We start from the raw sequence: 23,082 nt of genomic DNA, 5'->3' as shown, positions 1-23,082 counted from the left end.
AAAGGCTCAAATAATTATTAGAGCCTTTTATAATAGCAAAGTTTTTAAATTTTATATTAACAGCATCTGAAGTTATTATCTGCAGCTATTGCGGAAAGTCTTGCGTTCGTAATAGTAACAGTAGCATCGGCTGTTGCTGTAGTTACTACTACTGAATAGGTACAGCATTCATGGGGGCAAATGTCACAATCACAAACAAAGAAAGAAAATGTTGAAGTACCAGAAAATCCAGGTGCAGCAGGCGGAACGATTAGTGTTGTATTTGGAACTGAAAAAACCAACTGTGGCCCGACTGGTATTGGGTTACGCTGATTGTCGCAAAGTTTAAATACCTGAAAGTTTGCAACTGTGCCATCAATAGTGGTAGGGCTTGAAAAAGCTAAAGTGCTTGCAAATTCAAGTTTTACACATGGATCGCATAAGCAGGAAGTATTTAAGGTAAGAGTACTAGCGGTAAAAGTAGTGCCTGCCAAAGTACCTGGAGCTATTTGTATTGCACCGCCTGGTGTTCCGCATTTTAAAATAGTCTTGTTTTCTTTATGGCTAAGTGTATTACATGAGTAACAGTCATCATCACGTATCGGATTATCTGTAATAATTGCGGCCAGCCTTGCTGCGAAAATTCCAATATTTCCAATAATAGGAGCAGATCCACCGGCTGAAACTACAATACTATAGGTGCAGCATTCATTTGGACATGAATTACAATCACATACAAAAAACGGAAACGTTTTAGCAAAAACGGCTGGTATTGATTGTGTTAAATAGAATTGTGGACCAATAGGAATTGGCAGTTGATCATCACAAAATCTATATAATTGAAAATTTAAAGTTCCTTGAAAAAGTGTTCCAATTATATTAGATGTAAATTCGAGCATTATACATTTGTTACAAAATTTAGAGGTATCTAGGGTGATCGTAGCGGCAGGTACAGAAGTTCCTATACTCGCACCATTAAATAATAATGCTTGACTAACCTCTCCGCATTTCAGTATTTGACCGCATGAGTCGCTGCTCTTATTACTATTTTTATAATCATCCTTAAAATTAGCTTTCGATGATAAATTCATATTATTTACTCCTTCCCATTGAGAGTTTAATATGTACTTATAAAGAATAGGTCAATGGAGTAAGTTATTTATACATTTATCTAATATAGAATATGAGATAAATGTATATAGGTGATTATTTCATATAGACAAAACGAGTTGAGGGTACGGACATAAAGTTGGACACTCATAATACTCTGAAAGGAGCAACTGGATATTCAAAGTATGGGTATAAACAGATGAAATTCTCTGATAAATATACATCGTTACGCACTTGCATGTAAACAAAAAGAGGGTTCCCAAAACCCGGAAACCCTCATAAACACTACGTTTTCTTAAAAGCGCGAGACGGGACTCGAACCCGCGACCCCGACCTTGGCAAGGTCGTACTCCACCAACTGAGCCACTCGCGCATAATAAACTTAGCTTTTATTCAATTGCTGCAACACTGGAATTATATCATATGTTTTTTTAAAATGCAAGAGGTTAATATCAATTTTTTTGTTATTTTGTACTATATATTTCCATAAATCCCTTTTGATTTCAACTCTTTTGGACATACCGTTCACAGTCAAAACAGAACCAATGGCTTTGTTCTCCCCCTTCCACTTCCTTACGCACCGGGATCATTTCGAAGGTCGACTTCTGCGCCGCATAAGCAGCATGAACATATTTGGAGGCTTCTGCGGTACAGATGGCAGACATATGGAGCAGGTTGCCCGCAGATTACAGGCATAGCGCCGGTTTTCTACTGGCTTTGACAGCATCAAATTCAGTAGCTTTTTTCAGCAAAGAATGATAAAATAAAGGTAGATATTGCATACAAGTTAATATGCATTCCTGTCCTGTCCGTACTTGGCTCACATAGCAATACCATATACCGGACAAGCCTTATACAAAATTTCGAAATATGGCAACACAGGACAACCCCCAACGCCCATGGCGTTATTTATTTGATTTGTGCCGTCAGTTAAGACGGAAGAACGGAGTTTTACATGTCACTCATACCGTTTCAAAAATTACCGCCCCGGAGACATACGGAAGATGCACGCCAATATGCATACCGGATTATCCGGCATTTCATTTTGAACCTTCATCTGCCCCCAGGCCGTAAGATGAACGAGGTTGAACTTGCCGACGCACTGAGCATAAGCCGAACGCCGGTCCATGATACGCTCTACAAACTTTCCCGCAAGAATCTGGTGGACATCATCCCCCAGAAGGGTGCCTTTGTATCCAGGATCGACATTAACCGGATCGAGCAAACCTTATGGATTCACAAGCAGCTTGGGACAGCCATGCTTCAGAACATCTTCATCCGGAATGTGAAACGGCCCCAGTTTGATATTCTTTATCATAACCTGATGCAGCAGGAGGATTATCTGGCCCAAGGCGATTTATCCCAGTCCGTCCGGCTGATCACCGAATATTATCATCTGCTTTATGATCTGGCGGGAAAGATGGACTATATCTGGGAACCCGTGCAGAAAACCGGAATGGACCTACAAAGGCTTCTCTACCTGTCTGTCTCCGACGCTTCCGTATCAGAAGATTTCCTCAGGGACTTAACTGCTCTTACCGATGCGCTGGCAGGACGGGACACGGACCGTGCATGCACCATTTACCACCACCATTTGGCCCGGATCCTTTTGCTGATATCGCCTTTGATGGAACGTTACCCGGATTATTTTATTGAAAGCACAAAAGAACGGACCAATTTCAGTCTTCCGGGACAGAAAGGACTTCTTTATGAAAAATGATATCTATCAGAATATGTTTACACTTGCTGGAAAAAAAGCCCTGATTCCTGGAGGAACCGGAGGTTTAGGAAGCGCCATTGCCAGAGCATTCTTACAAAGCGGAGCTGATGTAGCCGTATGCGGCGGACATCCGGAAAAAGCTGCGCAGCTTGAAGAAGAGGCACAGCAGGCCGGCCGCAGCTTTCTCTCCCTGCGCTGTGACATCCGCAGCCGGGATGACGTGGCAGAGATGCTTGACCAGGTGGACAAGGTATTTGGCCGCATTGATATCCTGGTAAACAGTGCCGGGATGAACCGTCTGCTTCCTGCGGAGGACTACGATGAGGATACCTTTGACCAGGTAATGGACCTAAATGTAAATGGTATCCATACGGTAACCCGGGCAGTAGGAAAGCGTTTTATGATCCCTAACCGGTATGGACGTATTGTCAATCTCTCTTCCGTAAAGGGCTTTATCGGTACAAAACAGGATTATATCGCATACTGCACCAGCAAGGGCGCAGTCAACATGTACACAAAGCAATTAGCCTGTGAATGGGGAAAATACGGCATTACCTGCAATGCCATCGCCCCCACCTTTGTCCGGACGCCTATTAACTCATTCCAGTTGGATGACCCTGTATTTTTAGAAAAGCTGACGGACCGCATCCCTCTTGGACGCATCGGCCGTGAAGAGGATATTTCTGCCGCCGCACTGTTTTTATGCAGCGATGCCGCTTCCTTTGTGACCGGTCAGATCCTCGGTGTAGACGGAGGCCTGACGGCCATGCAGTAACAGGCGGTCCCCCATCTGAATGAATCCAACAATCCATGAAACAGGAGGAATTACCCATGATCTTCGGAAACATCTACAAACCAATGCTGGAAGAGCAGCTTGCTGTGCTGCCGGGTCCCCTGCGCAACGCCATCCGCTATTTAAGGGACAATGATATGGCAGTTCATGAACCAGGAGTATTTAACATAGAACTGGACGGCCTGCCAGTTATTCTGCAGGTCCTTGATTTAGACACAAAAGACAGGGAGAGCCTCCGCCCGGAAATACACAGAAAAAATATTGACGTGCAGTTTCTTGCCAAAGGCGGTCCGGAAGAGGCCGGTTTTTACAGCAAGGACGAAACCGGGCAGGTGGACGAGGATCTTCTTGATACTCCAAGAGACATCCTTTTCTTTTGCAATGATCCTGAGGCTCCGGAGGGACGCATCCGCCTGGTTCCAGGCTCTTATGCCATTTATTTCCCTTGGGATGTCCATATTCCTGCCATCCAGGCCGGAGCTGGCCCAGCAGCCATCCGCAAGATCGTTATAAAGGTGCCTCTTGAAAGCTGCCTGCCCGGTGATGCCCGGCAGGGGGAAGAATCATGAGCTTAAACCAATATCTGACTGAACTTTCCATGAAGGATCCTGACCTGCGCCGCATGGCTTTGGAAAAGGTCTTAAAGCAGGAAAACCTGCCCTTTGAACGGCAGGAAGAAGCTCCCTCTCCCAAAGCTCCCAGAGGAATTGTCAACTATCTGATTTCTCCGGAGGACAGCGGGCCCAGCCTCTTCTTCTGCGCTCATTACGATGCTGTTTACGGAAGCTTTGGGGCCAATGACAACGCTGCGGCCCTTTGCATCCTGATCGCTCTTGCCAAAGCTCTCCGCGCCGAAAACTTCCCTGCCCGTTTCGCATTTTTTGACGGAGAGGAAACAGGCAATACGGGAAGCCGCCATTACGTCAGCCAAATGGACCGGCAGGCCATTACCGGTGTGATCAATCTGGATGTATGCGGTTACGGTGATACCATTGCAGTCTATGACCGGGGGAACGCAAAAAAAGCGTCTATACGCCCTTTCTGCAACAAGGAAATCCTGACAGCCCACAATGGCCTCCTGGTGAAATTTTTGCCAAAGAGCGACGAAGCCTCTTTCTCCGGACTTCGAATTCCTGCGATCAGCATAGCCTCAATTCCCCGTTGGGATATCCAGTATCTAAATGCCCTTTCCAATCTGGGCAGTGGATTTTTAGGCCATCCCCCGGAGTTTGACATGATCCTCAGTCAAATGGATGTTTCAACCACCATGCACGGTGGTTATCGGGACTCTCCTGAATGGGTAGAGCCGGAAGCCATGACGCGTATATATGAATATCTTATGGATGCGCTGCACGCACCAGCGGATAAAAAAAAGCGGTTCCTTCTGTTTTAAATGCAGAAGGAACCGCTTGATTCATTTGTAGATAAATTATGGCTAAAAATCAAAGGTCAATACGATCTTACGAATAGACGGATCATGGCTGTCCACAAAATCAAATGCCTCCTGGGCGCGGATCAGCGGGAAGGTATGGGAAACGGAGCCGTTTAAATCCAGTTTGCCCTCATTGATTAAGTCTATGGCTTTCCCAAACATTTTATTCTGCAGACGGGAACCCCTTACATCCAGTTCCTTCGAGGTAATGGCAAACTGGGTGATCTCCGTTGGAGACGTAGAAAATCCCATGGTCATAACCCGGCCTGCGTTTCCGGTTGCCTGAAGAAGCTGTGTCAGGGAATCCTTGCTGCAAACGGCATCAATGGATACCGTGGCTCCCCTCATGTGAGTATACTCCTTTACCTTTTCCTGTAAGTCTTCCTTTAAGGTATTGATCGTATAAGCAGCCCCGTTCTTTTTAGCGGTTTCCAGCTTATCATCCTGGATGTCCGCAACAATGATATGGTCACAGATCAAACGGGCGGTCTTTAATATAGAGCTTCCAAGAGCACCGGAACCGTAAATTAAAAGCATATCATCCTGATCCAGCTCCGCACGGGTGCAGGATTGGATGCCGATGGTGGCAGGCTCGATCATAACGGCGTCTTCATCGGAAAGGGAATCCGGAAGTACATAGCAGTCTGACTCCGGTACTGCCATATATTCACGGTAGCCGCCGTCAATGTGAACGCCGCGCACGGCCAGATGGTCGCATACGTTGCCCCGTCCGATCCGGCATGGATAACAATGGCCGCAGCTTGTTACCTGGTTGATGATGACTCGGTCACCAACTTTTAAAGTCTGGACAGAGGAGCCAACTTCCGCCACTTTTCCCACCATTTCATGCCCGATGATCCTGGGATAGGTGGCCGCTGCATTGGTTCCATGGTAAATGCCTGCATCGGAGCCGCAGATTCCCGCAGCGGTCATTTTAATCAGCACGTTATTCTTTTCATCAATTACCGGCATTTCTACATCAATGACTTTTAACTCATAAGGTTTTATTATCTGTACCGCTTTCATAAGTCTTAAATCTCCTTTATAATTTTGAACCTGATTCCTGAGGCTTGTATCCGGTAAGTATTAACGGATCTCCAGATACTGATTAAGTACCTGATCCATCTCAGCCTTCTTCTCTTCCGTCAGAGGCAGCATGGGCTTTCTCACTTCGCCGGACGGTATCCCCTGGCTGGTAACGATATACTTTAAGTTTGCACACAATCCGTTCTTTAAAAGCACATCCAGGATGTTATTGCATTTGGATTGGAGGATTCTGGCGTCCTCCTCTCTTCCTTCCAGATACAGCTCCATCACACGTTTAAACTGGGGCAGCATGAAATTGAAACTGCTTCCGATAAAGCCATCACAGCCAAAGGCAAGGAAGGCCACCATACAGCTTTCAAAACCTCCGAAGCACTTAATATCAGGATTGATATTCCTCATCCGCTCCATCTGAAGAAGATTAAGATTGGTATGCTTTACTGATCCTATTGCACCGGATTTTATAAGCGACTGAATATCAGGATGGGAAAACTCCAGTTCTCTGTGGGTGCTGGACGGAATGTTATAATAAAGAACCGGCTGCCCGATTGCCTCAGCAATATCGTAATAATATCCTGCGATTTCCTTCTCAGAAAATCCAAAGTAAAGCGGAGGAGTTGCTGCGATATTCCGGATGCCCATATCCTTTGCCTTTTTCGCATAGAATACTGCTTCCTCCGTACTGATCGCTCCTACATGAGCGAATATGTCTGCACGGTTAACATATTCGGACGCCAGTTCAAAGGTACGGACCCTCTCCTCCCTGGTCAGCAGAAAGCATTCTCCCGAGCTTCCTCCGATAAAAAATCCATCCGCTCCCTCTGAAATATTTCTCTCCCACAGCTGCCTTGCAGCGGATTCATTGATTTCTCCATTTTCCTGAAACGGAGTGATAGAAGCAACATATATTTTCTTCATGATTTGTAATCCCCCTTATCATTTGATTTTTCCCCTGTACATTTTTTTACTCCTTCTCTGGATCTAGACTGCCAGACTAAAAGGCAAAGAGGCCGGTATCCTGCAGCGCTTTACCCTGCGGCGGAAAACCAGCCTCTTTCTATATCCTGTTACCGGCTCTTGTCTTCCATAGCGTGTACCATTTCAACCACAAGTTCATGGGTCGGTACCGGAATGCCGCATTTCTTTGCAGCCCTTACTACGGAGCCGCTGATTGTATCCACTTCTGTTTTCCGTCCATTTTGCAGATCTGCACGGATGGAAGTGCAGCCATTTGGAGACATTTCCGAGGTCTTCTTCACCTTTTCCATGATCTCATCGTCGTCCGCATGAAGACCCAGGCCTCGGGCCACGGAAGCCGCCTCTTTAATCAGGCGCACAGTCATATTCCAGGCGTGTTCATTGGATGCAATATACCCCATATCCACCTGAAGGATGCCTGTTACCACACTTAATGATACGTTGGTAAAAAGCTTGTTCCATATTAGCTGCTGGATATTGGAATGGACATTCATACGAAAACCGCAGCATTCAAAAGCTTCTTTCAGCTTTGGAAGAAACTGCTCCTTATCTTCTGCCAACATGCCCACATTGGTATTGCCTGCGCCGCCTCTTTTTACATAGCCAACGCCCATAACCGCGCCATTGTCATCCGTGGTACCGATGATCATGTGATCCCTTGAAACAAACTCCTCCAGGATGTCCTCGTGGCCGGAGCCGTTCTGCAAGGTCATCACATAGGTCTTAGGACCGATAAAGCTTCTGTTTGTCTCTAATGCCGCTTTGGAATATAAGGATTTAACAAACAGAATGACAAGATCCATTGGCTCCATACCTTCTGTGGAGGTAACTGCATTGGGACGGTAAATATGCTCCTCGTTATCTTCCAGAAGCTTAATCCCTTCCTTTTGAATGTGGTCCACAACAACAGGCGCCGTATCTACCAAATATACATCATTGTTCAGGGATAAACGGGAACCATAGATGGAACCCATGGCCCCTGCCCCTATGACAGCTATTTTCATAAATTTCACCCTCTGTTATTTTGAAAATTCCGCGATGCCTTCGATGGCATATGCGCGGATCGGGCAGGAATCCAGTCCTTTGATCGGGATCGGAGCGTAGGACATGAAGAAGGTGTCAGTGGTCAGCTCTTCTAAATTCTTTAATACCTCTAAGAATACCACATCAACCTCCATCAAAACGTCGTGGAATTCACATACATCCTCGTTATTGCTCTCAATGGAAACGCCGTCGCCAAAGCCAACGCATTTTACCTTCTTCTCCTTTAACCATTCTGCTGTCTCTCGGCAGATGAAAAGGCGCTCATCTTCCGGAGTGTTGGAAGCAGGAGTGAATGGAGGAAGTTTGCGTGGGGAATCCAGGATAACAATATCCCCCTCTTTGATACGGCCGCCGCAGGCTTTTTCTAAATCTTCTCCCTTAATTTTGCCGTTAGGCTCCATATGGTTGATGTTTACATAGATTGCGCGGCCCATGAAGGTGCTGATCGGCAGACCCTGTACGTCTGTCCAGTTATCATTGTGGTGGTATGGACATTCCACATGAGTACCTAAATGACTGGTCAAGTCCATGATCGTGTGGAAATCCGGGATAGGTCCACCTGTGTTGAAACGGAATAAATGACACCGTCTTGTCTCAGTTTCCGGATCCAGCTGCTTTGTTAAATCAATAACTCTTAAGCCATTTCCCAGTTCAAATGCGCTCATTGTTTATACCTCCTGTGTAATAAAATAGTTTTTTCTTTCTCGTCCTATTATACCAGTATACCGGTATACCGGTCAATCTTTTTTTATTGACTTAATGGGTCTTTTCGGGTATGATATTTTCCGTAGCACCTATAGCCAGACAAGGTTGTCTGGCATTTCCACGAATATGACAGGAGTCTTTCATGAACGATACCGGTTCCCTGCAATATCAGGCTTATCATACAATTAAAGAACAGATCCTTTCCAATGCTCTGGACTCAGAGGTTTTGTACTCGGAAACCAGACTGGCTAAGAAGCTGGGTATTTCCCGGACCCCTCTGCGGGAAGCACTTCAATATCTTTCCCAGGAAGGCTATATCACCATTATTCCAAGCCGCGGATTCATGATCCGGCGTCTGGATAAGGAGACTATGCGGGAATCCATCCAGATCCGCTGCGCCATTGAAGGCTTTTGCGTCCATCTGGCCGCAGGCTGCGAGGATGAAAAACGGTTTCACAAACTATTAAAGGATATGGAAGATTCCCTTACCAGGCAGAAAACCGCCCTCTCTGCCAAGAACTTCCCGGATTCTTTTACAGAAGAGGATCACCAGTTCCATATGTTTTTGGTCCATTTCGCTGAGAACAGCGAATTTGACCATTTATTCCAGCGCCTTCTCTATACCATCCATCTGACCACTGCCAATGCCCTGACCGTCGCCGGCCGTGCCCAGGCAACCTATGAAGAGCATTTGACCTTTTTTCATCATTTAAAAAAGGGGGACAGCCTCCAGGCCTATCAGGTCCTGATCGATCATCTTATGATGCCTTTGACCATGAATATCATTTAACGCTTTCTGTCCGGCCTGGGTTTTCTCTAAGCCGGACAGATTGATTTGTTAAAGTGCGATCTTAACTACGACCTTCTTTACCTCACAAGGTGTTCCTGCCGCACAGCGGGGCTTGTGGGCATCCTCTGGGGCCACAATGATTAAATCTCCTTCTTCCAACAGAACACTGCCGCTAAACTCTGGTTCCTCATAGAAGATCACATCGTTTTCCTCGATCCGTTCCTTCACCGTTAAGCCGTCTCTTTTACAGACCCCGAACTGTTCCCTGCCGGAAACCATGTACTGAATATCAAAATATTTCTCATGGGTCTCAAAGGATCCCTGATCTGCCGGAAAGGTGGTGTACTCCTGTACATTTGCCACCACAATGTCTCCCTTGACCGGATAGCTTCCTGCCGGTAAAGAGCGGATATCCGTTTCTCTCAGCCACTCATAGGCTGCCCGGAATTTATCTTCCAGATAATCGTACTTCTCTGCAACTGAAATATTAGAAAAAAGCATAAGTTTTCTCCCTTCTGCTCCCCATGGAGAGCAGTTCCTTTTTATTTGCTTGCAATATCCATTGTATCCAGTTCACCTTCTGAAATGGCAACTACCTGGGCCCATACAGTCTCATCCACAGATACGCCGTCCTTCATGCTGCGTTCCCTGGAGGCAATGGTCCGTTCCCCTGGACAGGTAACCTGACCGCCTTCCCGCTCTGGATGGCTTGCATCCGCTGCAGCAACCCTCCGGTTGAGCATTTCCTGGATTTCTTCCTTTGTTCCAAAGAGATATGGATCATAGGCAATGAAAATCTGACAGCAACCAGTGCAGCTTCCTCTTCCTTCTTCATCCATATCAAAACCGCTGTTTCCATTTGCCATAAGGGCAGCTGCAAGATCCAGGGCAATGGCCATGCCGCTTCCCTTCCAGTAACCGGTTGGCAGAATCCTCATGCTCTCCTCAATGGCTCCCGGATCATCCGTTAAGTTTCCGTCTTTATCGAAGCCTCCGGGGAATGGAAGCTTTTTGTCAGCCAGGCGGTAAACTCCAAGCTTTCCGTAAGCATACTGGCTCATAGCCATATCGAGCACAATAGGGCCATCCTCTCTTGGTATGGCAATGCAGAACGGGTTATTTCCCACGCCTGGTTTATCACTGCCCCACAAAGGCATACAGCTCTCCGTATTGATCCAGCTCATGCCCATGAAGCCGGCTTCCGCCATTCTCCATGCATAGGTGCCGCCTCTCATCCAGTGGGTCGTATTTCTTAAGGCAACGCAGCCGATCCCATGTTCCTTGGCAAGCTCCATGGCCCGGTCTGCGCAAAACAGGGCATTGGTAATGCCGATACCCAGATGTCCGTCGTAATTTTCAACGGCTCCCCTGGCTCCTAAAAGCTCCGGCTTTCCCTCTGGATTCACCCAGCCTTTCCGAACATACTCCACAAAACGTGGAACACGGTTCAGTCCGTGGCTCTCCACTCCATCTGCACTGGACTGGGCATGGATGGTTGCACAGACCTCAGCCTGTTCCATGGTAAGCCCGGTATTCAACATCGCTTTTTTAACTGTTTCTTTTACTGTCTCATATGGAATTTTTAGACTCATATTTTCTCCTGCTTTCTTTTAAGCGGTCCGCGGAGTTCTCCCTGCGCAGACCATCATCTCCTCGTAAAGGCCGCTGGCTTCTTCCGGTGAATAGCCATAGACCAAAAATACATCCATTATATAGGGGGAATAGGTAATTCCCATGATCTCCTGGGCAAATCCCATTGCCGCTATCTCGCTGAAGGCAATCACATTGGAATCATTATGAAGAAAACCAAGGGACCACAGCCTGACCTTTTCTGTCTTCGTGAAAATTTCATGCTTATATTGCTCTTCCACGCTATGAAAGAGCTCGTGGGCCAGCAAAAGGCGGCTGATATCAAGCCCCTCTGCCAGCAGTTTTAAAATCCCCGGATTTTCAAAGAGCTTCTCCCCTTTTTTCACCGCATCCATATAGATGCAGATTTTATTGGGTATCCGGTATTCAGCGAAAAGCACCCGGTCGGTTTTTTCCGGGAATTCCGGATAAGAAATATCCATGCCCATGGCTTTTGCCAGCTTCTTCGGATCTCTTGTCTGGTACTTTTCACTAACCTTCCGGGCATAGTCTCTGCCGCAGGCCAGACTTTTCTCCATCCATTCCCTTCGCTGTTCCTCGTTAAACTTTCCATTTAAAGGCTCTCTGGAAAATGCATAGGAATACCATTCCACCGGTTCTATTTCCGCTAAGTCCTTTAACATATCTTCCACTGGACGTACATCAAAGCGGGGGCGTTCATATCCTCTTGTTCTCTGCTTTCCAAAAAGTCCCTCTGCAATGGGCTTTAGGGCATTCTGAAACTCTTCTTTCTTCATAATTGATTAAATCTCCTGTATGGAAGCAACGATCAGTACATCTTCCTCCGGTTCCCGGTCTCCTAAATCCAGATTCATAAGAAGCATAATCTGCTCTAAATCTACTGCACTGTAGTCGCATACCCTGGGTCCGAAGCATACGAAGAAATCTGGACGCAGCACAGTATCTGTCATAAACACGGCATTTTCCTTCCAAAGCTTTTCCACAACTGCTTCGTAATCCTTTACCTTGCATTTCTCCACAACACCGTCGGAACACTGTACTTTAATGAATCCCTTGCTGTCTACAATACGCAGAGGTGATTTTCCGTCTTTTTCCCCTTTATAGACAAAGAACTTGTCTGTCATTTCTGCCAAAACCACATTGCAGATCTTGGGACCGAAATCCTGTAAGGCAAGCTCGCAAGCCTCCGGCTCTTCGCAGGCCTTTAAAAGATCTGTGGTCTTCACCTCTGTGGATCCTGTGGCTATGGCCGTTACCTTTCCTGTCTGGCTGTCGATCTCAATATGGATCTCTACCGAATCAGGAGAAGCACCGGAGCTGACTGCCAGATCTGCTGCTTCTTTTTTCAGTTCGCGGATGTCTTCCTGTGAGGGGTTTGGAATCACACGCTCTACCACGTCGCGAACCATGGAAAGCGCCACACCAATAGAAGAAATTACTTCCGCATTTTCCGGAATGCTGTACTGAAGTCCCATCTTGCCGGCACAGTAAGGAACCAGGGAAGCGGCACCGCCTCCGCAGCCTACCAGCTTCATGCTGTCATGATCCAGCTTGTACTTTTCAGCCAGTGAGCTGATGCAGGCGTTGATCTTTTCAAAGTCCTTATCCAGAATCTGGGTAGCCAGTTCTTCTACTGTTATGCCAAGCTTATCAGCAACCGGCTGCATGGCTTTTCTGGCGGAATTGGCATTGCCGTGGGCAAAGTATTTTTCATCAATAAGGCCCAGAACGTTTGCGGCGTCCGTATTGGTAAAGCAGATGCGCTTTCCATTTTTTAACCGCAGGGTTACGTAGTCGCCCGGATCTCCCGGCTTTGGGCTGACCATTTCGATCTGGGGATCAACAATCTCCTCCTCCGGCATAAAGCAGGCATATTCACAGCCGGCGATATGGGCGGAACGGGGGCCTACGTCTACGACGCATTTATCATTGATACGGACCATGGAACCGCCTGCGCATCCTAATATCCGGACATCCAGAGAGTTGATATAGGTGTCATGACCACCGATTTTAGCATAATCCACTCCAGGACGGCCGTTCTTGATTACGCCGATGTTGGTGGTGGTTCCTCCAACCTCAAAATAGATGGCATTGGAAGCACGAAGATACATGAGGGAGCCCATTACCGATGCTGCCGGACCGGAGAGTGCCGTTAAGATCGGACGCTTTCTCATTTCTCCGATCTCCATAACGCCGCCGTCGCCTCTCATGATCATTAAGGGCACGTTTACTCCTGCAGATTTTACTGAGGATTCCGTAGCATTTGCAGTCATCATCATCTTCGGCAGAATGGAAGCATTGATTGCCGCCGTTCTGGTACGGCGGGTAAGTCCGTAAAGTTTCGTAATATCGGAAGCCATTGTTACAGGCACATTTTTCTTCTTTGCACAGTCATGGATCAACTGCTCTTCGCCCATACTGTCCACGCCAAAGGCCATGGAAGCCACCATTACCTGCGAACCCTGGGCAAGCAGGTCGTCGATGTTCTTGTTGATGATATCTTCTGTCAGCATTTTCTTTTTAATAAAGGTATTATACACCTTGATCATACGGCCGACTTTTTCATCCAGAATAATGTCTTTTAAAGCCAGCTGGCGCTTTGCCAGGAAGCCCTCAAGACCACCCCCTGCTACTCCTACGACTCCGACGCTTGCCACATCGCCTTCAATAAAGGCATTGGTAGCCTGGGTGGTGGAGTGAGCAACGAAAACCACATCCTCCGGAGAGATATCATTTTCGTTCATGCAATTCTTAAAGCTTTGCACAACACCGGCAGCAACGCCGTCTTTATGGTCATGTGTCGTCTTTACTTCATTTTTTCCGATAATTTCATGGGTATCATTATCCATTGCAACGCATTTGGTATAGGTACCGCCTACGTCGATTCCCATGCGAACCGATCTGAGTATTCGTTCTGCCATTTATTTTCCATTCCTTTCCACTTCTTTGCCGTGTTATCCGGCATAAAGGTATACCTGCAAGGTGTTTCCATTTCATTGCCATGCTATCTGGCATAAAGGTATCTGTCAAGGTGTCTCCATTTTATAAAATCAACAATCTTGCACCTTAGTTTTAACAATATTTAATCTCTCATTCAGATGAATGGTGAAAAGCGTCCGGGTGCGCAAAGGCGCGCCCGGACCTATGGGTTATCTATCTTTGGTTTTGAGAATGTGAGTTTTCTTATTTAATCGAACGGCTATTTTTTTAATTCAGGCTGCGCTTGCACTATACTTTTTTAAGAAAAATATGCCTATGAAAGGAACCATGCGGCTCCAAGTCCGCCCAGCATAATAAAGGTTGCGATATACTGCAGCACGCCGGTAAGGTATGCATTGGGAATGGATAGCTTCAAGAACTCCCTTGATTCAACCTTTGTATAAGCAAGTCCCCATGCAACCCATGACTGGGTGATACAGCTTCCAATATTTACCGTAATAGTCGGAATGGCAAATACCGCATATAAAAACGGTACAGAGAAGGAAGCAACATTGGATAATACGCCAAGAGTTGCAGCTCCACAGCCAACCAGAGTCATTGGTCCACGGAACAATCCCATGCAAAGCAGAACAGCGAATACGATACATACAACGATCTCGCTCCTTGGCATTACGTTGCCTAAAATCACCTTGAAATAAGGAGATGCATAAGCTGCCACCTGGTTAAACATAGGCAGAGTAAGAAGGAAGCCTACCAATGGAGCGGTATCAACCACACCGTCATAATACAGCTTGTTAACAAGCTGGCAGTTCTCTTTGAAATTTCCTTTCATTCTTCCGCAAAGGAACAGAGCCAGGAATCCTGCGATTACAAAGCCGCCGATTACGGAGAAATCCAGCCAGATCTTAAGAACCACTGGAACAACAGGAAGAATGAGGGTGTAGAAAGGAGCATTCTTCTGTTCGGATGCTGAACTGCGGGTCTGTGCAGCCCATGCATGAACGGTTTTTGCACGCTTTAAATAGAATGCAGCCAGTACTGTTGTTGCAACCAGCATGATGACCAGGGCAGTATAACCCCAGTGTGATGCATACCAGCCAAGGGTGAACTCCGGCATCTCTTCCGGTTTAATAAAGAATGCACGGTACTGTGCAAAGTTTACAGGGTTTAAATATATACCTGATGCAACGGAACCCATGAAGGTGAACAGTGCAACAGATTTGGGAATACCCAGAGACATAAGGATCGGAAGCACGATAACGCCGATTGCGATAACCGGGCCGGCTCCTGTCATGGCAGTGAAGATCAAAGCCGTAACTACGTTTAACAGAGCTACAGTAACAAAAGGCTTATCTCCGCCTAATTCAACTGTCTTACGGATCAGAGTGGAAGCAATTCCGGTATCCATAAGCACGCGGCCAAACCATGCACCCCAACAGACGTTTACAAGGGTGGTTCCCCAGCCTTCAGGAGCGGACTGGTAAATCTTGTTTAAGGCAGCAATCACTGTGTTGTCTTTTCCAAACAGCAGGATTGGATTGGACGTTAAGAATGATTCACTTGCAAAAAATGTTCCTCCAATCGGAAGGATGGTCCAAAGAAGCGTAATCAGCAGGAAGCCGATCATCAGGTTATGGCCCTTGATACAGTAATACGCCAGGCCAAAGAAAGAAATTAATAAAATGATTCCAATAATGTACTCCAAAGTAATACCTCCTATGACTTTTTATTCTCCACACAACGCAAACTCTCCGGCCGCTCCCTTAAGGCGGCTGTCTCTCTTAAACCTCAACCCATACTCCTTTCATTATATTAATAATTATTTATTTCCATCCGGACCGGTTTTTACGCCTGACCGGAAAAGAACTGTGGATAAATTCCCCGAAGCGTTCCTGAATTCCAAAGAACCGAATTAAAATGATTGGCGCAGATCAGACAAGCGGCTTCGGCATCCCTGCGTTTTAGATTATCAAGCAGAAGGCGTCCCTCCACCTGAACATGTTCCAGGCTCGTTAAGGAAGACATGTCTGTCTTATAGTTAAACGTAGTATACTGAAGATAATTCAAACGCAGCAAATCACAATCCATGGTCCGGAAAACCTCCCAGACATACTCATGGCCGCAAAAGGTGGAAAGCAGATAATGAAGCTGCTGCTCCACGATCAGAAAATCAATGGGATTTTCTTTATTTGCCTCGTATTTCTGATAACTAAGAATCTCTTCCATCTGTTCAAGCTGAGACTTTGTAAGGCCTTGGCGGCAGATTTCCTCAATCATCGCCTGTTCCAGCACATTATGGGAAAAAACAGCCTGCCTGATCCGTTCGCTGTCGAGCAGCGTGACCTCGGTTCCCCTTTGGGGATAAACAACGATGTAACCTTCCTCTACAAGGCGGGAAAGCGCATCTCTCACCATCGTACGGCTGGCATTCATCTGACTGGACAAAATATTTTCGCTCAGCCGTTCTCCCGGCCTAATATCCAGATTCAATATCTGCATGCGCAGCTGATTATAGATGTCGCTCCTTTGGTCCCCTTTCCCTACTTCCACTTCCGTCACTTCTTTTGCCTCCCTATGAAAACAGTTGGTATTCTATTGCACACAAGCATTCACCCGGATTGCACATCAGTATCCCGCCAAATGCATATCAGTGCACGAAATACGCTTCTCTGTATTCATTCTTTATTGTTTACTTTGTAAAATATATCATATCCATTCTTTAAAATCAACCATTTTATTAGCATTTTCTACATTTTTTTTTTTGCTATTTTGTAATCTTCTGATGTTTTCTACAAATAATAACTGAATTTTTCCAAAAAATCCCTACACTAAGATTGCATACAAGTTGAAAAAACAGCTAGTCTTTTCCAAAAAGAAAAAGAACCTCGCGCCATGACCGGGATCCGGTCATTTTACGAGGCTCCATTTTAAAGGATGGGTGAGAATTTGCAGTCTTGCTGCTATGTTTATACTTTCCGCCTAACACGGTTGATGCTTTCAAGGGCATTCTGAATAACTTTGCATATCAGTGATTGCATACTACTTTTATATCTATGGGGATTGGCTTTTTCCAATTCATCGCTGATGCACTCAGCCATACCGGACTTGCTTGCGGCAATTTGAGGAAGAACCTTAATGCACTGTCTTGCCGTGACAGGCTTTTCGTCCATCACATGCCTAAGAAGCTCATCGATTATTTCGTCAATCCGGTTATCCCTGTCCCACTTCGCGTTAGCGGCAATCAGGGTAATCAATTCTTCAACTTTATCCATTGCCGTTACCGTCCATTTCCCTGCGATGCTGCAGATGAATGCCAATATGCCCGATTCCCAAAATAACCGTGAATGCCAAAAGCCAGACCACTTTCCCATATACTCCCAGAAGAAAAAATGCTGCAACAGGCAATGATGCACCAGCCACGGGAACACCGCAAAAACTGCTGTAAAAGTCAGCCAATGTCCTCTGGCTTCTGAAATATCTGATCCACCAGCCTTCATAAAGAGCCATTAATATCGCCGCGGCAGCAAGCCATAGGGACCATGGTGACCATTTGCGAAGATTAAGGTCAGAAAAAATAAGCGCGCCGCAGGTGACAAGAACCTGGCCTGCACGTTCAAGGATCAGAAGGACCTTATTCTCACTTTGAGAATCATACCCTTCCGGCTGATATTTTGTCCATATTAGATTAGGTATCATTAACATAAGTAAGAAAATCAGCCCTATATAGGAAAAGCCTAAATGCCCCATTGTTTCACCTGCCAAATCAATCCTAATTTCTAGTTATATTCCCTTTTCCAGTTTGCCGCGGTAATCCGCGATCCCGCCTATATCTGTAACAGAATAACCATTGGTCCGCAGGTAACGGCAGGCCTGTCTGCTGCGGGCTCCACTGCGGCAATAAACAAAAACCGGATTGTTTTTGTCAAGCTTATTGGAGTCCAGACGATCCAGAGGCAAATTTACACTTCCTGGAACATGGCCATTGGCATATTCCTGCACCGTACGTACATCCAGCAATACTGCATTGGATGTGTTGTTTGCCTGCTCAATTCCTGAAGCAAAATCCGAGCGGTTAGAAAAAAAGTTAAATATACTCATTTCAGCATCTCCTTCTCATTTAAAATCATTCTTATAACGATGTTTTCATTATAACGGTTATAAGGTAATATCTCAGTGATATTGTTACATAAATGAGAATTTCATCTCCCCAAACGCTTCCCTACCCGATTATACTTGGATATCTATAAGAAATAAGATCAAAGGGTTAATAAGATCTGCATCACCATGGTCTCTCTTTTTCAAGCCATCCCAAAGATTCCCAGTAACGCACATCCGCAGGATTAAACTTAAACTTTTTATGCATAAACCTCATGGAATAAAATAAGGCTTTAACCTTCAAAGAGGGAGTTATGGGTCTTCTTTTTCCTTTAATTTTAGCCGAAAGTCTGTCAATTTCCTTTTGAAGCTTAGCCTTCCTTTCGTCAGCCACAGTATCCCAATCGCTTCCGTAGACGCTCCTTCCAAAAGTATAGATGCGTGAAATTCCCCAGAAGGTCATGCTGTCCTTTAAATCCCGGAGCGTTGACCTTGTTCCTGCGCCTGCCGCTGTAGAGATGAGAAGGACCTGCTTGTGAAACATTTCCTTTCTGGGCTGATGAGCCATCCATTGATATCCAAAATGGTCAAGAAATGCTTTTACCTGCCCCGGAACATGATAGACGTAAACAGGTGCAGTAAAAATCAGCATATCCGCTTCAAGCATGGATTCCAAAATCGGTTTCAAATAGCCATAATCCGGACAATTCCTATAATCAGTAAAGCAGTTCCAACAGCCTGAGCAAAAATTAGGCATATCTTTGGGCAGAAAAAATTCCCTTACAGAATCTTTTTCCGACAGATTCTGTATAAACCGCTGTGCAATGTTGTAAGTGCTGGATTTTAACTTTCGCTGTGTTGCGTAGATCACGGTAATTTTCATGATTGAACCCTCCTATAAAAGAATCCATGTGAAAGAAAAAAGCGGTCCAAAAAAAATCCCTGGTCAGCCACACAGGGAATCTTATGCGGAGCTAAATTTGTTTCAGATAATATTATAACAGATAATTATAAAAATTCTCCACATAATAATAATATTTTTATCTATTTTTTATACCAGCAAACCCTTCCGCCGGTTACAAGCCGATGTTACGACTGAATTACTTGACGTATCCAATCCTAAATATTATCATATAACCGTAAGGTTGAACGAATGATAAGCTCCATCTTCCAAACATGAAAGGAATCAAGTGGGTCAACAAAAAGGTTCATGCGCCAATGGGAGTATAGGATCACAAGAGCTAATTTACTAACTAGTTTACAAGAAGAAGGGAGTTAAATAAAATATGCTAAAAATTGCATTATGCGATGACAGCCGCTGCGCGATTAATCAATACGCGGAATTAATTTCCCAAATTGCAGAGAAGCATCAGATAAAGATCCAACTTTCCAGTTATCTTAGCGGAGAATCCCTGCTTTTCCATTATTCTGAAGCGCCTGAACAAACAGATATTATATTTTTAGATATCATGATGGGTAAAACAGACGGGATGGAGACGGCCCGGAAGCTACGGGATTGCGACTGCAAGGCCCAGATCGTCTTTTTAACCAGTTATGAGGATTATGTATATGAGGCGTTTGATGTGAATGCTCTCCAATATCTGCTAAAGGAAAACACAAGTATAGAAAAGCTGGAGGAAGTTTTCCTAAAAGCAGCAGAGTTTGCTTCGAAGAAAGAAGATGAATTATTCATTTTCGATTTTGATGGCAAAACCAGCGCGATTCCTGTCCATCAGATCTCTTATTTTGAAATTTGGCAAAGAATTGTAACGGTTCATTATAATGACGGGAAATCAGCGAAGTTCTATGACAGCATGGAGCACATAGAAAAAAAGCTTTCCGGAAAGGACTTTGTGCGGTCCCATCGTTCTTACCTGGTTCACCTACCCTACATCGTGACATTTAAGCAGCAGACCATTCTGTTAAAAACCGGAGAAACAGTTCCGGTAGGAGTTACTTATGTTCAATCCTTGAAAAGGGCATTTTCAGATTATATTTCACGTTTTCATGTTTATAATTCCAAAAGTTTAAATTAGAAAAGGAGAAGCTATGATCTATATTGTAATCCCGGTAGTTCTCCTGTACTACTATTCTTTTATATTTTACTACCGCAAGCTTTTTCCAGTACAGAAGAGACGGCCTATTCAAGTCATGATAGTTCTGGCAATCATTGCCGCAGCGTATAACTTCCTAAACCCAACGGATATACGATGGCTAAGGCTTCCGATACTCATGGTCACCATGACCGTAGGGCTTCGCTTTTCTACTGGAATGGACTGGCTTCAGGCCGCCTACGGCGGAAGCGGCTCTGTATTAGGCGCTTATTGCGGCCGCGGCATATTTGCAGTAGCCTGCGCGTTTATTTTACGTAACTATGATTCTTCTAATGTAGAGACTTACAATGCAAGCACCGTTTTGGTCCTTCCCTTGGTGCTTATATTCTTTACAATCCTGTATAAGACCATCCTATCCGATGACAAGATCAAGCTCTTTTTATATAACCGCAATCAGCTTAAATTTGTGGTCACATATGAAATTGCAGCCGCGGCCAATTTGGCTGTCATAAATTCCGGACGTGATTTATTTCCTTTAAATATATTATTTTCAGACAATATATTGTCTCCATACGGCATATGGTATGTAAAGGTGGGTTTAGGAGCTTATTCCCTCACCCTTGGCATGCTCATCTACGCTACTTACCAGTCTATCAAGAGTACTGAACTGCTGGAATACCGATGGAGAATGGAAATGCTGGAAGAGCAATATGACAGGCAAGTGAGACACTATATATCTTACCAAAATTACACGGAAAGCTTCCGGGCATTCAAGCATGATTTTAGATCCATGATGGTATCATTGAAATCATTGATCCAGGTAAATGAAAACGAAAAAGCGCTTAAGCTGATTGATGACATGTTTGACGAGATGCAAAATAAAGTAATGGTCCACGAAAAATATTCCGACAGTGTTGTTCTGGACGCCATGCTTCAGGATCTTGTTAATATCTGCGCGGAAAATAGAATTCATTTTTCATCAAGCGTAATCGCTCCCTACAACACCGGGATGTCAGTAATTGATGCGATCCGTATTTTCTCAAATTTTGCTAACAATGCAGTAGAAGCATGCCAGAAGGTTCCGGCTTCAGAGCGGTTTATTGAAATCATCAGTACCAACGAACAGCAGTGGGTCACGCTTCAGGTGGTCAATTCCTTTGACGGAAAGATGCACATACAAAACGGAAAATTTTATACAACAAAATCAGAGAAACAAAGTCACGGACTTGGGCTTAAAATTGTTGAGCAAATTGCGGAGAGTTTAGGCGGATTTGTTATATATAAAGCGGATTCTGAAAGCAGGACCTTCCTGGTCAGGGTCCATATACCCAAATTAAGCGGAAACCAGACCAACTGAACCATGGATTGCAGGATATGGATACTGTATCAATTTGTTTTAACATCAAAAAGGAAAATAATAATCGGGGCAAGCCGCTTTATGACGTCTTGTCCCGATTTACAGTCCTCGTCTTACATCCGTTCCTTCTTTTTGCATTTTTTGCATGCATACATTCTCCGGTCTGCTTCCTGCAGAAGATCCGCCGTACTATATCCAGAACCGGAGTTAAAGGACAAAATGCCGTGGCTGAATGACAGTGCATAAGGCTTTGAAGTTGTGCTCTCCAGTTTTTTCAGTTCACTGAACATCCTTACAATAATTTTTTCAGCCGTATTCTCCATACATTTCTTAAAGATGATGAAAAATTCGTCACCTCCATACCGGCAGACAACATCCGAACTGCGAATGGAGTTCAAAATCACCTTCGCAATGTTCTTAATGACATAATCACCCTCATCGTGTCCGAAGGTATCATTGATAGCCTTTAATCCGTCAATGTCAATAAAAGCCAGACAGCTTGTTGCGTCGCTGTATAACAAGGTTTTTTCCAGCTCCTTCAGCCCTGCTTCCCGGTTATAAGCGCCTGTCATGGTATCAGTCGATGCCGTCTGCTGCAGGCGGTGCTCTCTGGTTTTCCAATCGCTGACATCCTCTATCACATACAGGTACAGAACCTGACCATTGGTCAGCAAGCATCTGTTTGACATAATCCGGTACCATGTGTTATTGCGGTCATCATAAACTTCACGGAAAACCGGAAAGTTATCCAGTTTGCCAAGCTCTGCGATCAGAGTCAACAGGACATTGTTCTGCGCCTGCTGGAAATATATATATTCAATGTCTCCCAGCATCTGCTTTGCAGGTCGATTGGAATATACCACATGGCCGCTGAAATCCACCTCTAACACTAAAATGTGGAGAAGATCAAGCGCCTGGAGGATCTGGTGATAACGCCAGCTGCTGACAGGTGCGGAAATCTCCAGGGAAGCGTCCTTGTTTTCTCTTATCGAGGCATCCGCCACCCAGTCAATCAGCCCGTTAAACATATCATACAGTTCTCCGGCAGATTCAAGCTTGCTGACCACATATCCTTCTTTAAGTTGTTTCCCGCTCTGGGTTAAAACAGAGAGCTGGGAGTGCAGCTGCTTAAGGGGGCCTGACAGATAATTGTCCCGGGCTGGAAGCGGCCCTTTCAGCATTCCTTCCGATAAGTCAATCGCCAGATGATTCATCTCATTTATATTTTGAATCAATTGGTTGGCTTGTCCAATAAGCTTCTGCCATTCCGGCGCAGTGGCAGCTGCGTCCATCGCATCGCATCGCTTGCCGGACAGCAGTTTCTCAAATAAATCCTGCATTGCCATTAGCATCTTATGGTCTTCCTGGTTCATACCCAGCCTCCTTATCACTACTCTTCCCCCGTTCCCAAAGCAGCACGATGCATAACC

Annotated in this window: 23 protein-coding genes and 1 tRNA gene; 7 read left to right on the top strand and 17 right to left on the bottom strand. The window is 45.2% G+C overall.

Annotated features, from left to right (window positions below; all coding sequences use genetic code 11):
- Positions 1 to 56 precede the first annotated feature (56 nt).
- Entirely contained in the window at positions 57 to 1,070 is a 1,014-nt protein-coding gene (locus tag AC27IJ_RS23170) for a DUF4489 domain-containing protein (RefSeq protein WP_312502709.1), read from the bottom strand.
- A gap of 319 nt (positions 1,071 to 1,389) precedes the next feature.
- Positions 1,390 to 1,462 (bottom strand) — tRNA-Gly (locus AC27IJ_RS23165).
- 582 nt (positions 1,463 to 2,044) lie between these two features.
- Here AC27IJ_RS23165 and AC27IJ_RS23160 point away from each other — a divergent pair.
- From AC27IJ_RS23160 to AC27IJ_RS23145, 4 genes are read left to right on the top strand one after another with little or no spacing between them, the layout of a single operon-like run.
- The gene (locus AC27IJ_RS23160) at positions 2,045 to 2,809 is read left to right on the top strand and encodes a GntR family transcriptional regulator (protein WP_312441053.1); all 765 of its coding nucleotides are present in this window, start codon (positions 2,045 to 2,047) and stop codon (positions 2,807 to 2,809) included.
- Entirely contained in the window at positions 2,799 to 3,584 is a 786-nt protein-coding gene (locus AC27IJ_RS23155) for an SDR family NAD(P)-dependent oxidoreductase (protein ID WP_313257127.1), read from the top strand. The genes AC27IJ_RS23160 and AC27IJ_RS23155 overlap by 11 nt, the downstream gene beginning before the upstream one ends.
- Positions 3,585 to 3,640: 56 nt before the next feature.
- Complete coding sequence (locus tag AC27IJ_RS23150) at positions 3,641 to 4,171, top strand: NanQ anomerase/TabA/YiaL family protein (protein WP_312441051.1); 531 nt, start codon at positions 3,641 to 3,643, stop codon at positions 4,169 to 4,171.
- Positions 4,168 to 4,995 carry a M28 family peptidase gene (locus AC27IJ_RS23145; protein ID WP_487150974.1) on the top strand — a complete coding sequence of 276 codons (828 nt, stop codon included), beginning with the start codon at positions 4,168 to 4,170 and terminating at the stop codon, positions 4,993 to 4,995. Before AC27IJ_RS23150 ends, AC27IJ_RS23145 begins: the two co-directional genes overlap by 4 nt.
- A gap of 42 nt (positions 4,996 to 5,037) precedes the next feature.
- Here the strand turns inward: AC27IJ_RS23145 and AC27IJ_RS23140 are convergent, their stop codons facing one another.
- The 4 genes from AC27IJ_RS23140 to AC27IJ_RS23125 all read right to left on the bottom strand — a co-directional run bounded on the left by AC27IJ_RS23140 (position 5,038) and on the right by AC27IJ_RS23125 (position 8,765).
- Positions 5,038 to 6,060 carry a zinc-binding alcohol dehydrogenase family protein gene (locus tag AC27IJ_RS23140; protein ID WP_313154267.1) on the bottom strand — a complete coding sequence of 341 codons (1,023 nt, stop codon included), beginning with the start codon at positions 6,058 to 6,060 and terminating at the stop codon, positions 5,038 to 5,040.
- Positions 6,061 to 6,120: 60 nt separating this feature from the next.
- Positions 6,121 to 6,996 (bottom strand): dihydrodipicolinate synthase family protein, encoded by an 876-nt coding sequence (locus AC27IJ_RS23135; protein ID WP_312441048.1) that lies wholly within the window; start codon positions 6,994 to 6,996, stop codon positions 6,121 to 6,123.
- A gap of 149 nt (positions 6,997 to 7,145) precedes the next feature.
- Positions 7,146 to 8,060 (bottom strand): ketopantoate reductase family protein, encoded by a 915-nt coding sequence (locus AC27IJ_RS23130; protein ID WP_312441047.1) that lies wholly within the window; start codon positions 8,058 to 8,060, stop codon positions 7,146 to 7,148.
- Positions 8,061 to 8,075: 15 nt separating this feature from the next.
- Complete coding sequence (locus AC27IJ_RS23125; protein WP_487150971.1) at positions 8,076 to 8,765, bottom strand: cyclase family protein; 690 nt, start codon at positions 8,763 to 8,765, stop codon at positions 8,076 to 8,078.
- A gap of 182 nt (positions 8,766 to 8,947) precedes the next feature.
- Between AC27IJ_RS23125 and AC27IJ_RS23120 the strand changes: the two genes are divergently transcribed.
- Complete coding sequence (locus AC27IJ_RS23120; RefSeq protein WP_487150969.1) at positions 8,948 to 9,595, top strand: GntR family transcriptional regulator; 648 nt, start codon at positions 8,948 to 8,950, stop codon at positions 9,593 to 9,595.
- A gap of 48 nt (positions 9,596 to 9,643) precedes the next feature.
- Here the strand turns inward: AC27IJ_RS23120 and AC27IJ_RS23115 are convergent, their stop codons facing one another.
- The 10 genes from AC27IJ_RS23115 to AC27IJ_RS23070 form a co-directional block, all read right to left on the bottom strand.
- Positions 9,644 to 10,096, bottom strand: a complete 453-nt coding sequence (locus AC27IJ_RS23115) for a NanQ anomerase/TabA/YiaL family protein (RefSeq protein WP_312441044.1) — start codon at positions 10,094 to 10,096, stop codon at positions 9,644 to 9,646.
- Positions 10,097 to 10,137: 41 nt separating this feature from the next.
- Entirely contained in the window at positions 10,138 to 11,187 is a 1,050-nt protein-coding gene (gene yiaK / locus AC27IJ_RS23110) for a 3-dehydro-L-gulonate 2-dehydrogenase (protein WP_487150967.1), read from the bottom strand.
- Between the two features lie 18 nt (positions 11,188 to 11,205).
- Positions 11,206 to 11,982 (bottom strand): hypothetical protein, encoded by a 777-nt coding sequence (locus tag AC27IJ_RS23105; protein ID WP_487150966.1) that lies wholly within the window; start codon positions 11,980 to 11,982, stop codon positions 11,206 to 11,208.
- Between the two features lie 6 nt (positions 11,983 to 11,988).
- Positions 11,989 to 14,127, bottom strand: a complete 2,139-nt coding sequence (locus AC27IJ_RS23100; RefSeq protein ID WP_312441041.1) for a hydantoinase/oxoprolinase family protein — start codon at positions 14,125 to 14,127, stop codon at positions 11,989 to 11,991.
- Positions 14,128 to 14,459: 332 nt separating this feature from the next.
- Positions 14,460 to 15,851 (bottom strand): citrate transporter, encoded by a 1,392-nt coding sequence (locus AC27IJ_RS23095; RefSeq protein WP_312441040.1) that lies wholly within the window; start codon positions 15,849 to 15,851, stop codon positions 14,460 to 14,462.
- Positions 15,852 to 15,991: 140 nt separating this feature from the next.
- A complete protein-coding gene (locus AC27IJ_RS23090) occupies positions 15,992 to 16,705 on the bottom strand; it encodes a GntR family transcriptional regulator (RefSeq protein WP_312441039.1) in 714 nt (237 codons plus the stop codon).
- Between the two features lie 407 nt (positions 16,706 to 17,112).
- Positions 17,113 to 17,418, bottom strand: coding sequence for a hypothetical protein (locus AC27IJ_RS23085; RefSeq protein ID WP_312502717.1), 306 nt, complete (start codon positions 17,416 to 17,418; stop codon positions 17,113 to 17,115).
- On the bottom strand, positions 17,411 to 17,893 hold the full coding sequence (locus tag AC27IJ_RS23080; protein ID WP_312441037.1) for a hypothetical protein: 483 nt from the start codon (positions 17,891 to 17,893) through the stop codon (positions 17,411 to 17,413). Before AC27IJ_RS23080 ends, AC27IJ_RS23085 begins: the two co-directional genes overlap by 8 nt.
- 33 nt (positions 17,894 to 17,926) lie before the next feature.
- Positions 17,927 to 18,244, bottom strand: a complete 318-nt coding sequence (locus AC27IJ_RS23075; RefSeq protein WP_312502720.1) for a rhodanese-like domain-containing protein — start codon at positions 18,242 to 18,244, stop codon at positions 17,927 to 17,929.
- A 181-nt stretch (positions 18,245 to 18,425) separates the two neighbouring features.
- Positions 18,426 to 19,124: a flavodoxin family protein gene (locus AC27IJ_RS23070; RefSeq protein ID WP_312502721.1), complete on the bottom strand. Its 699-nt coding sequence runs from the start codon at positions 19,122 to 19,124 to the stop codon at positions 18,426 to 18,428.
- Between the two features lie 403 nt (positions 19,125 to 19,527).
- Between AC27IJ_RS23070 and AC27IJ_RS23065 the strand changes: the two genes are divergently transcribed.
- Both AC27IJ_RS23065 and AC27IJ_RS23060 read left to right on the top strand, forming a co-directional pair.
- Entirely contained in the window at positions 19,528 to 20,277 is a 750-nt protein-coding gene (locus AC27IJ_RS23065) for a LytR/AlgR family response regulator transcription factor (RefSeq protein ID WP_312441034.1), read from the top strand.
- Positions 20,278 to 20,290: 13 nt separating this feature from the next.
- Positions 20,291 to 21,652: a sensor histidine kinase gene (locus AC27IJ_RS23060; protein ID WP_312441033.1), complete on the top strand. Its 1,362-nt coding sequence runs from the start codon at positions 20,291 to 20,293 to the stop codon at positions 21,650 to 21,652.
- A 113-nt stretch (positions 21,653 to 21,765) separates the two neighbouring features.
- Here the strand turns inward: AC27IJ_RS23060 and AC27IJ_RS23055 are convergent, their stop codons facing one another.
- Positions 21,766 to 23,025 carry a GGDEF domain-containing protein gene (locus AC27IJ_RS23055; protein WP_312441032.1) on the bottom strand — a complete coding sequence of 420 codons (1,260 nt, stop codon included), beginning with the start codon at positions 23,023 to 23,025 and terminating at the stop codon, positions 21,766 to 21,768.
- Between the last annotated feature and the right edge of the window lie 57 nt (positions 23,026 to 23,082).

This window comes from Lacrimispora sp. YZC11 (genome assembly GCF_057543815.1).
Note: the sequence above shows the minus strand (reverse complement) of the source record. Positions and strands in the feature narration are given on the sequence as shown.